Source organism: Streptomyces sp. UNOC14_S4 (genome assembly GCF_020740835.1).
Classification (GTDB): Bacteria; Actinomycetota; Actinomycetes; order Streptomycetales; family Streptomycetaceae; genus Streptomyces.
Map to the genome: position 1 here is coordinate 1 of NZ_JAINFC010000313.1, position 9,106 is coordinate 9,106.

Annotated in this window: 8 protein-coding genes; 2 read left to right on the top strand and 6 right to left on the bottom strand. The window is 71.6% G+C overall.

Going from position 1 to position 9,106, the window contains the following annotated elements; all coding sequences use genetic code 11:
* Positions 1-32: 32 nt before the first annotated feature.
* Genes K6I34_RS24530 through K6I34_RS24545 form a run of 4 tightly spaced genes read right to left on the bottom strand, consistent with a single transcriptional unit; the run spans position 33 to position 2,958 of the window.
* On the bottom strand, positions 33-671 hold the full coding sequence (locus K6I34_RS24530) for an ATP/GTP-binding protein (RefSeq protein ID WP_229328510.1): 639 nt from the start codon (positions 669-671) through the stop codon (positions 33-35).
* Positions 652-1,020 (bottom strand): DUF742 domain-containing protein, encoded by a 369-nt coding sequence (locus tag K6I34_RS24535; protein ID WP_229328511.1) that lies wholly within the window; start codon positions 1,018-1,020, stop codon positions 652-654. The genes K6I34_RS24530 and K6I34_RS24535 overlap by 20 nt, the downstream gene beginning before the upstream one ends.
* On the bottom strand, positions 1,017-1,403 hold the full coding sequence (locus K6I34_RS24540; protein WP_238489693.1) for a roadblock/LC7 domain-containing protein: 387 nt from the start codon (positions 1,401-1,403) through the stop codon (positions 1,017-1,019). The genes K6I34_RS24535 and K6I34_RS24540 overlap by 4 nt, the downstream gene beginning before the upstream one ends.
* Before the next feature lie 25 nt (positions 1,404-1,428).
* Complete coding sequence (locus tag K6I34_RS24545; RefSeq protein ID WP_229328512.1) at positions 1,429-2,958, bottom strand: ATP-binding protein; 1,530 nt, start codon at positions 2,956-2,958, stop codon at positions 1,429-1,431.
* A 468-nt stretch (positions 2,959-3,426) separates the two neighbouring features.
* Between K6I34_RS24545 and K6I34_RS24550 the strand changes: the two genes are divergently transcribed.
* Positions 3,427-6,153, top strand: coding sequence for an AAA family ATPase (locus K6I34_RS24550; protein ID WP_229328513.1), 2,727 nt, complete (start codon positions 3,427-3,429; stop codon positions 6,151-6,153).
* Between the two features lie 27 nt (positions 6,154-6,180).
* Here K6I34_RS24550 and K6I34_RS24555 read toward each other — a convergent pair whose 3' ends face one another.
* A complete protein-coding gene (locus K6I34_RS24555) occupies positions 6,181-7,212 on the bottom strand; it encodes a Ku protein (protein ID WP_229328514.1) in 1,032 nt (343 codons plus the stop codon).
* A gap of 41 nt (positions 7,213-7,253) precedes the next feature.
* Here K6I34_RS24555 and ligD (K6I34_RS24560) point away from each other — a divergent pair, with 41 nt between their 5' ends.
* Positions 7,254-8,156, top strand: coding sequence for a non-homologous end-joining DNA ligase (gene ligD / locus K6I34_RS24560; protein ID WP_229328515.1), 903 nt, complete (start codon positions 7,254-7,256; stop codon positions 8,154-8,156).
* Between the two features lie 16 nt (positions 8,157-8,172).
* Here the strand turns inward: ligD (K6I34_RS24560) and ligD (K6I34_RS24565) are convergent, their stop codons facing one another.
* Positions 8,173-9,105: a non-homologous end-joining DNA ligase gene (gene ligD, locus K6I34_RS24565; protein ID WP_229328516.1), complete on the bottom strand. Its 933-nt coding sequence runs from the start codon at positions 9,103-9,105 to the stop codon at positions 8,173-8,175.
* Position 9,106 lies beyond the last annotated feature (1 nt).

Sequence of the window (9,106 nt, forward strand, 5' to 3'; positions counted from 1 at the left end):
GGCGTCGGCGCGGGAGTTCTCTGGGGGGAGGTTCACTGGTGCTCCGGGGAGACGGTCGTGAGCGTGTAGAGGTATCGCATGAGGGTCAGCAGGATGTCGCGGCACGAGGCCCGGTCACGGGCGTCGCACTCGACCATGGGCACGGCCTCGTCGAGGTCCATCGCGGCCCGCAGTTGGGCCATGGGGTAGGTGGGGGACTCGGGGAAGCGGTTGACGCCGACGACGAAGGGGACGCCGCGCTCCTCCAGCTGCCCGATCACGTCGTAGCTGACTTCGAGGCGCCGGGTGTCGAGCAGCACGACCGCGCCGAGGGCGCCCTCGAAGAGGCCGTTCCACAGGAACCAGAAGCGCTCCTGTCCCGGGGTGCCGAACAGATACAGCACCAGCTGTTCGTTGATGCTGATCCGGCCGAAGTCCATGGCGACGGTGGTCTCGGTCTTGTGCTCGATCCCGGCGAGGTCGTCGACGCCCACGCCCGCCTGGGTCATCGTCTCCTCGGTGGTGAGCGGCCGGATCTCGCTGACCGCGCCCACCAGGGTGGTCTTGCCGACCCCGAACCCGCCGACGATGACCACCTTGACGGCCGCGGTGGCCGAGGCCGGCAGGACGTCCTCGCTCCGTGGCCCCGCGTGGATGTCGAGGCCGCGGATGTCAGAGCCGTTGCAGTCCATTCATCACCGCCTCCAGAAGTTGGACGTCGGGCAGGGCGGCCGCGGGCACCGGCGGCCGGGCCTCCACCTGGTTGCGCGTCAGCAGCTCCGTGAGCAGGAGCGTCAGGGTGCTGACGGGCAGCTCCAAGTAGGCGGATATCTCGGCGACGGACAGCGGGTAGTCGCACATCCTCACAATGGCGGCGTGCTCGGGCTGGAGCCCGGGGTCGGTCTCCGTCCGGGACACGATCAGTGTCACCAGGTCGAGCTCCGTCTTCTTCCCCGCGCGTGCCTGGCCGCCGGTGAGGATGTACAGCCGGTCCGGGCTGCCGGGCACGGTCGACGGGTCCTCGGGTCCGAGCTCGTTCATGTCACGGGACCGCCGACCCGCGGCGGGCTGGTGAGGTGCGAGCCGATCCGGGCCACGAGGTCCCGCATCCGCATGCCCATCAGCTCGGCGTCCACGTCGTCATCGGCCAGCACCGCGAGGAACGCCCCGGACCCCGCGGCCATCAGATAGAAGAATCCGCCGTCGACCTCGATCACGACCAGGCGCATCTGCCCGTCCCCGTGCGGGAATTCGGCGGCGATGGCGGTCGAGAGGCTCTGCAGGCCGGCACAGGCGGCGGCCAGGCGGTCCGCGGCGTCGGGGTCCGTGCCGTACTGGGCCATGCGCAGGCCGTCCGAGGACAGCACGATCACGTGGCGGGTCTGCGGAACACCTGTTGCCAGGTCCTTGAGCATCCAGTCCATGTTGAACCGCGGCTGCGTCACTTGGCTACTCTTCCTTGTCTGACGGGATGTCACTGTCCGGCCGGGCGGCGTCCCGCTCCGAGGGCTCCCCGTTGATGCCTCTGGTGAAGGCGCCCAGCCACATGCCGGGCTGCTTGGGGGGCTCCTCCGGACCGGTCTGCCGGGCCGGCCTCGTGGTCTCCGCCCGTTCGCGTTCCCGCTCCCGCTGGGCGGCCGCCGCGCGGCCGAACGGCAGGGGCGCGGGGCCGCGTCGCCGTCGGCGCTGCGGCAGTCCGCTGTCCCCGAGCGGCGGCGGCACGAGGTGCTCCATCATCGGCGGCGGGGCCTCGGGGCCGGGCGCGGGGATCTTCTGGCCGGGCCGGCGCTTGGACTTGAACGGCGGAAGCTTGGGGGCGCGCGCGATGTCGCCGCCGGGGTGCTTGCTCGCGGTGATCAGGTCCATGGGGATGACCAGCACCGCGCGCACCCCGCCGTAGGCGGAGGGGCGCAGCGAGACCAGGAAGTTGTAGTCGCGGGCGAGCCTGCTGACCACCGCCAGGCCCAGCCGGGGCGCCTCGCCGAGGTCGTCCAGGTCCAGCGCGCCCTCGCGGTTGAGCACCCGGTCGGTGCGGCGGCGGGCGTCGTCGGTCAGGCCGACGCCCGCGTCCTCGATCTCGACCGCGATGCCGGACTGGATGTCCACGGCGGTGAGGTGCACCCGGGTCTGCGGCGGGGAGTAGCGCGTGGCGTTGTCCAGCAGTTCGGCCAGCGCGTGGATCACGGGTTCGACGGCGGGTCCGACCACGGCGACGTCCGCCACCGAGTGCAGGTCGACCCGCCGGTACTCCAGGATCCGCGACATGGCGCCGCGCAGCACGTTGTAGAGGGGGATCTCGTTGCGCCACTGGCGGCCGGGGCGGGAGCCGCCGAGCACCGCGATGCTGTCGGCGAGCCTGCCGGTCAGGGCGTTGCCGTGGTCGAGGTGGAGAAGGTCGCCGAAGACGTCGGGGTCGTTGCCGTGCTTGTGCTCCATCTCCCGGATGTCGTAGGCCTGCTGATGGACGATGGCCTGCACGCGGCGGGCGATGTTCACGAAGGCGCGCTGCGCGGAGTCGCGCAGGCCCTCCTCCGCCTGCACCGCCTCGATGACGGACTTCAGGACCGAGCGGTGGGCGGCCGCGTAGCCGGGCTCCAGGTCGTGGACCGGGAGGGTGTGCCGCAGGACGACCTCGGTGGGCTCGCCCCGCTGGAGCAGGTGGATCGCCTTGGGCAGCAGCTCCTTGGCCAACCGCCGGGTCTCCGCCTCGTGCTGGTCCAGTCGGCGGCGGAGACCGGCCTCCTGCTCGGCGGAGCGCCGCCGGAGGTTGGCGATCACCCGTCCGCGCCGGGCGGCCTCGGAGGAGGCCAGTGCCACCGCCACGGTGGCCGAGGAGCCGCACCAGGCCACCGGCGTACGGGCCTGTGGGGTCACGGCGAGAATGGCCGCCCCCGTGCATACCGCCAGCACCAGTGGGGAGATCAGCCATATCAGAGCGGAGGCGGGCCGCCGTTGAACGGACGAACCGGTACCAACCATCGGGATCCTCGGAACTGTCGGGAAAGGCACGGGTGCCGGGCGCGCGTTCTCCGGGTTCGTCGGACTCCGCGTACTCCACGTACTCGGCGTACATCGGCGTACTCGGACTCCGCGTTCCCGGAAAGCGGCGGCAGCGCAGCACTTGTCCGCAGCGTTCCGTGGTCGTCACGGCCCGTTGCGCGACATGGAGCGTAGCCGGTCGTGAGGCGCTCCGGCGTGGAGTTGTCATATTCGCTGATTGGGCTGACGAGGAAATTCGAAAGCCTCCATAATGCCCCATGCAATAAATTCCGAATGTGCGTCCGAATGGCCCGGATGGAAGTTCGACTATTTTCGGACGTCATGATCCGGTCCGGTCCAGTCCAGGCGTGAAGGTCACGCTCCCGAGTGGTGGGTCCGGCGAACGCTGCACGTGGCCTCGCCGGGGGAGTTAGGCTCACCCCACCACATCCCCTGGGAGACATCGCCATGTCAGGGCCTCAGCGTGAACAGAACGCCTCCGCCGCCCTGTTCGAGCGCGAGCTCGAGCTCAAGACAGCGAGGCAGGCCGTGCACCGCCTGTGCGGGCACGTTGCAGAAGGGAGGACCCGGCTCGGTGACCTGCTGCTCTACAGCGGCGAAGCGGGCCTCGGCAAAACCGCATTGCTCACCGAGATCCGGCGTCACGCCGCGGAGAACTGCCAGTGCACCGTGCTCTTCGCGCGGGGCAGCGAGTCGGCGCGGTCCGTGCCGTTCCACGTCATCCGGCAGTTGATCCAGCCGATCCTCGCCGAGCTGTCGCCGGACGAGCGGCAGGAGCTCCTCGGCGAATGGCACGGCATCGTCGGGCCCGCCCTCGGTATTGTCCCGCCGGCCGGGCAGCAGCAGGACCCCCAAGGCGTCCGTGACGGTCTCGACTGGCTCGTCGCCCAACTGGCCACGACCAGAGGGTCGGTGGTCCTCGTCATCGACGACGCCCACTGGGCCGACGCCGAGTCCCTCTCCTGGCTCACCGCCTTCGCCGTGCGGCTGCGCGAGACGCCGATGCTCGCCGTCGTGGCCTACCGGCAGCACGAACTGCCCGATCACGCGCCGCAGTTCCGCGAACTGGTCAACGGCCGCACCAGCCGCCCCGTGCAGCTGCGGGCCCTGACGCCCGACGCCGTCGCCCAGTTGGTGCACGACGCGTACGGCGACGAGGCGGACGACCCGTTCTGCAGGGAGGTCTGGGCGGTCACCGGAGGCAACCCCTTCGAGGCCGTCGAGCTCATCGCCAAGTCGCAGGACCGCAACCTGAAGCCGGTCGAGGAGTCCGCCGCGCACCTGCGCGGCCTGGGTTCGGAGACGCGCGGCAGCGGTCTGGTGTCCGCCGTCGAGCAGCTCGGCGCCCCGGTCCTCCGGTTCGCGTACGCCGCCGCCATCCTCGGCACCGAGATCTCGCCGTCCATGGCCGCGAACCTCGCCGCCATGGGCCCGGCGCAGGCCGAGGAGTGTGCCGACAAGCTGCGCAAGGCCCGTATCCTCAAGGGCTCGACCGACCTGGAGTTCGTCCACCCGCTGATCGGCACCGCCTTCTACCGGGCGATCCCGGCGGCCACCCGCACCGCCATGCACGGCCAGGCCGCCTGGGCGGTCACCGAGGCCGGGCAGAGCGCGGCGGCGGCCGCTCGGCACCTGCTGGAGGTCCACCCCGACGACGACTCCGAGCTGGTGGGAAAGCTGCGGGAGGCGGCGCGCGAACACCTCGCCGTCGGCGCCCCCGACGCGGCCCGCCGTTGCCTGGAGCGGGCGCTGCGCGAGCCCCCGCCCGAGGAGGAGCGGGCCTCGGTGCTCTACGAGCTGGGCAGCGCCACACTGCTCACCTCACCGCCGACCACGATCAACCACCTGAGGGCGGCCCTCGCCCTGCCGGACCTCTCCGACGAGCTGCGGGTCGACGCCACCTACCGGCTCTCGCAGGCGTACGCCCACAGCAACCAGCCCAGGGAGGCCGCGGAGGTGCTCCTGACGGAGGCCGCGCGGACGCCGGCGGGGCCGGGCCGGATGCGGCTGCAGGCCGCGTACTACCTGTGGCAGGGCACCCAGGTCGACGAGGACGACTCCCTCGACAGGTCCCAGCGGATCTCCGAGCTCGCCGACCACCTCCCCGGCCGGGACAACGCCGAGCGCGCGCTGCTCACGCTCCGCGCCTTCGACGCCCTGATCCGGGGCGAGGACGCGGTGCGCATCATCGAGCTCGTCGACCGCATCCTGGTGGACGGCCATCTGCCCAAGGGCCTGAACTGGACGAACAGCGAGTGGGGCTTCGAACTCCCCTGCATGCTCGGCATCGTCTTCGCCTACACGGACCGGCTGGACCAGGCGGAGGAACTGTTCAAGGAGGCCGTGAGCGACTTCGAGGTCTCCGGCTGGCGCGGCGCCCACCTGGCCTTCGCCAACCACTTCCTCGGCATGGTGTTCCGGCGGCGCGGTGAGCTCGACCACGCCGAGGAGCTGGTGCGGAAGTCACTGAAACTGGCCAAACGCCTCGGTCCCAACCTGGCCATCAAGTGGGACAGCATCTGCTCGCTGATCGACATCCTGCTGGCGCGCGGCGATGTGGACGCGGCCTGGGCCGTCGCCGAGGAGAACGGATTCCGCGCTCCCTACTCCCCGGCGGTCATCCTCCCGGACGCGGCGTGCCTGGCCGGTCGGCTGCTGCTCGCCACGGGGCGGACGAAGGAGGCCATCGCCGAATTGGAGGCCGCGGGCCGCAAACTCGAGGAGCGGGGCAGGCACAACACCCTCTGGGCACCCTGGGCGCTCGATCTCGCGGTCGCGGTCGCGTCGGACGACCCCGAGCGCGCGAAGGCCCTCGCCGACCGGGCCGTGCGCAACGCCGCCATTTTCGGCACCGACACCGCCGTCGGCGAGGCGCTCCGCCTGGCGGCGAGAGTGGCCGCCGACCCCGAGGAGGCGGAGCGGAAGCTCGGCCGGGCCGTGACCCAGCTGCGCAGGTCCCCGTGCCGGTACGAATTCGCGGCCGCCCTGGTGGACCACGGCGCAGCGCTGCGCGCACTCGGCCGTACCGCCGAGGCCGGGGAGCGGCTCCGCGAGGGTCTCGCCGAGGCCGAGAAGTGCTGTTCCGAGGGGTTGGTCGAGAAGGCGCGCACGGAGCTGGCCGCACTGCCCCGTGAAGAGGCGGAAGCGGAAGAGGCGGAGGCGAACGTGCGATGACCCTGGGGTGAAAGTGCCGAGGGTGCGTCAGGAAGCCCGGCGGCCGGTTTTCTTCGCCGTGGTCTTCTTGGCCCCCTTGGTGGCGGCGCCCCCCGAGGCGGTGCTCTCGGCCGTGCTCTTCCCGCTACGGGAGGAAGCGGCTGAGGGTGCCGCCTTCTTGGCGGACGCCTGCTTCGCGGACGTCTGCTTCGCGCGCGTGGATTTCTTCGCCGGACTCTGCGGGCTCCGCGGACTCCGTGAACTCCGTGCGGATTTCCCGGCCGACCGGCTTCCGGCGGATTCCGCGGCGGGCTTCTTCGCCGCGGAATCGATGGACGCCTGCAACGCGGCCATGAGGTCGATGACATTGTCGGGCGCCGGGGTGGTGGCCTTTCTCGACGGCGCGGGTTTGTCGGACAGGTGGGCGGAAATGAGTTCGCCCAGTGCGGTCTCGTATTCGTCCTCCAGCGCGGCGAGGTCGAAGTCCTCGGACAGCGTGTCCATCAGGCTCGTGGCCATCTTGAGTTCCTGGGGCCGCACCGTCACCGAGGACGGCGGGGCCAGCCCCTCGCTGTCGCGGATCTCGTCGGGCCAGTACATGGTGTGGAGGGTCAGCAGCTCGTCGTGCACCCGCAGCAGCGCGAGCGACTCCCGGGTGCGTAGCGCGATCTTGGTCACGGCGACCCGGTCGGTCTGCTTGAGGGTCTCCCGCAGCAGCACGTACGGCTTGTTCGCCGCCGCGCTCTCCGGCGCCAGGTAGTAGGAGTTCGTCAGCTGGAGCGGGTCGATCCGCGCGGAGTCGACGAAGGCCAGGACGTCGATGAGCTTCTTGCTGGGCAGCGGCAGCCCGGACAGCTCCTGCTGGGTGACGACGGCGGTGTGCCCCTCGTCGTCCTCGAAGCCCTTGGCGAGGTGCTCGTAGTCGACCTCCTCGCCGCACACCTCGCAGAGCCGTCTGAGGTGGATCCGGCCGCCGTCCGCGTCGTGGACCTGGTGCAGCTTGAGGCCGTGCTCCTGCGTCGCGGCGTACAGCCGTACGGGCACGGAGACGAGGCCGAAGCCGATTGCACCCTTCCACATGGTTCGCATAATTTGTTCCCTCCGCGGGGAATTCCTACTTTATGCCCGCATCTTCGGAGCGGCAGGCGGTGCGGATCGAGGGACACCGGCTGTCCCTCTCGCACCTCGACCGGGTGCTGTTCCCCGCCACGGGCCACACCAAGGCCCAGGTGCTGCGCTACTACGCGCAGATCGCCGCCGTCATGGTGCCGCACACCGCCGGCCGCCCCGCGTCCTTCGTCCGCGCCCCGGAGGGGGCGGAGGGCCAGTCCTGGATCGCCAAGAACCCGCCGGGCGGCGCGCCGGGCTGGGTGACGGTGGTGCCGGTGGAGCACCGCGAGGGGGTCACCGAGCAGGTCGTGGTCGACTCCGCCGCCGCGCTGATCGCGATGGCGAACCTGGGGGCGTACGAGATCCACGTCCCGCAGTGGAAGGCCGCCGCGGGGCCCGGCGCGCACGACCGCCTGGTCCTCGACCTCGACCCCGGGCCGGGCACCGACCTGGTCGTCTGCTGCCGGGTCGCCCAGCGGCTGCGGCAGCTCCTCGACGCCGACGGGCTCACCGCCCACGCCGTCGTCTCCGGCGCCAAGGGCCTGCACCTGTACGCCCCGCTGCGCCCGGCCCCGGGGCGGGCCGTCTCCGCGTACGCCAGGGAGCTGGCGGAACGCATGATGGGCGAGCACCCGGGGCTCGTGGTGGTGTCCATGGCCCGGATCGAGCGCCGCGGCAAGGTGCTCATCGACTGGTCGCAGAACGCGAGCGCGAAGACCACCGCCGCCCCGTACACCGTCCGGCTGCGGGAACGGCCGGGGGTGGCCGCCCCGGTCGCCTGGGACGAGGTCGCGGCGTGCCGGGAGCCGGGAGAGCTCTCCTTCGGCCCGGAGCAGGTGCTCGAACGCGTCGCCGGATACGGGGACCTGCTGGCGCCGCTCACCGGTGACGCCACGCGCGCCACGCTGCCGTGACCGTCCGGTACGCGGCTCAGCCGAGCCTGGTCAGGTCCGGGCGCAGCCGGTGCCAGACGGGGTGCCGGAGGTGGCCCGCGGGCGTCCAGCCGGAGAAGGTGACCTCGGCGACCAGCTTGGGCTCGACCCAGTGCGCCCCGGGCACGTCGACCGGCTCCACGAACGGCGAGTCGGGACGCGCCACGACGTCGAGATAGCGGGCGAGCTCCCGCCGCTCCCGCTCGGACATGCCCGAGCCGACGGAACCGGTGTACCGCAGCCCGCCCGGCTCCGCCACCCCGACGATGACGGAGCCGGGCAGCCCGCCGAGCATGCCGCGGCCCTCCGACCAGCCGCCGATGATCACGTCGATGGTGTTCACATGCTTGGTCTTGCGCCAATCGGGTGAACGAACGCCCGGTGTGTAGACGGACGTGAGCCGTTTCGCCACGACACCCTCGAAGCCGCCCTTCAGCGTGGCGTGCCAGGCCCGCAGCGCGTGCCCTTCCATGTGGGCGGGCACCGAACAGTGCGGGCCGCCCAGCCCCAGTCCGGCCAGGACGGCCCGGCGCTCGTGGTAGGCGGTGGCGAGCAGGGACCGGCCGTTGAGGTGCATGACGTCGAAGAGCATCAGGTGGACGGGGTACTCCATGGCCAGCTGTGCCGCCCGGCGCGGGTTCATGACGCCCATCCGGCGCTGGAGCAGGGCGAAGTCCGGCTGCCCCTGGGGGCCCAGCACCACGATCTCGCCGTCCAGGACCGCGGTGCGGCGGCGGAACCGCTCGCCGAGCACGCGCAACTCGGGGTAGGTGACGGTCACGTCGTTCCCGGCCCGGGTCACCAGCTGGAGCGCGCCTTCGCCGGAGGCGTTGACCACGCAGCGTACGCCGTCCCACTTCACCTCGAAGCCCCATGCGGAGTCCTCGCCCTCGACGGGGAGGGGGCCGGGGGTGGCGAGCATCGGCTGGATG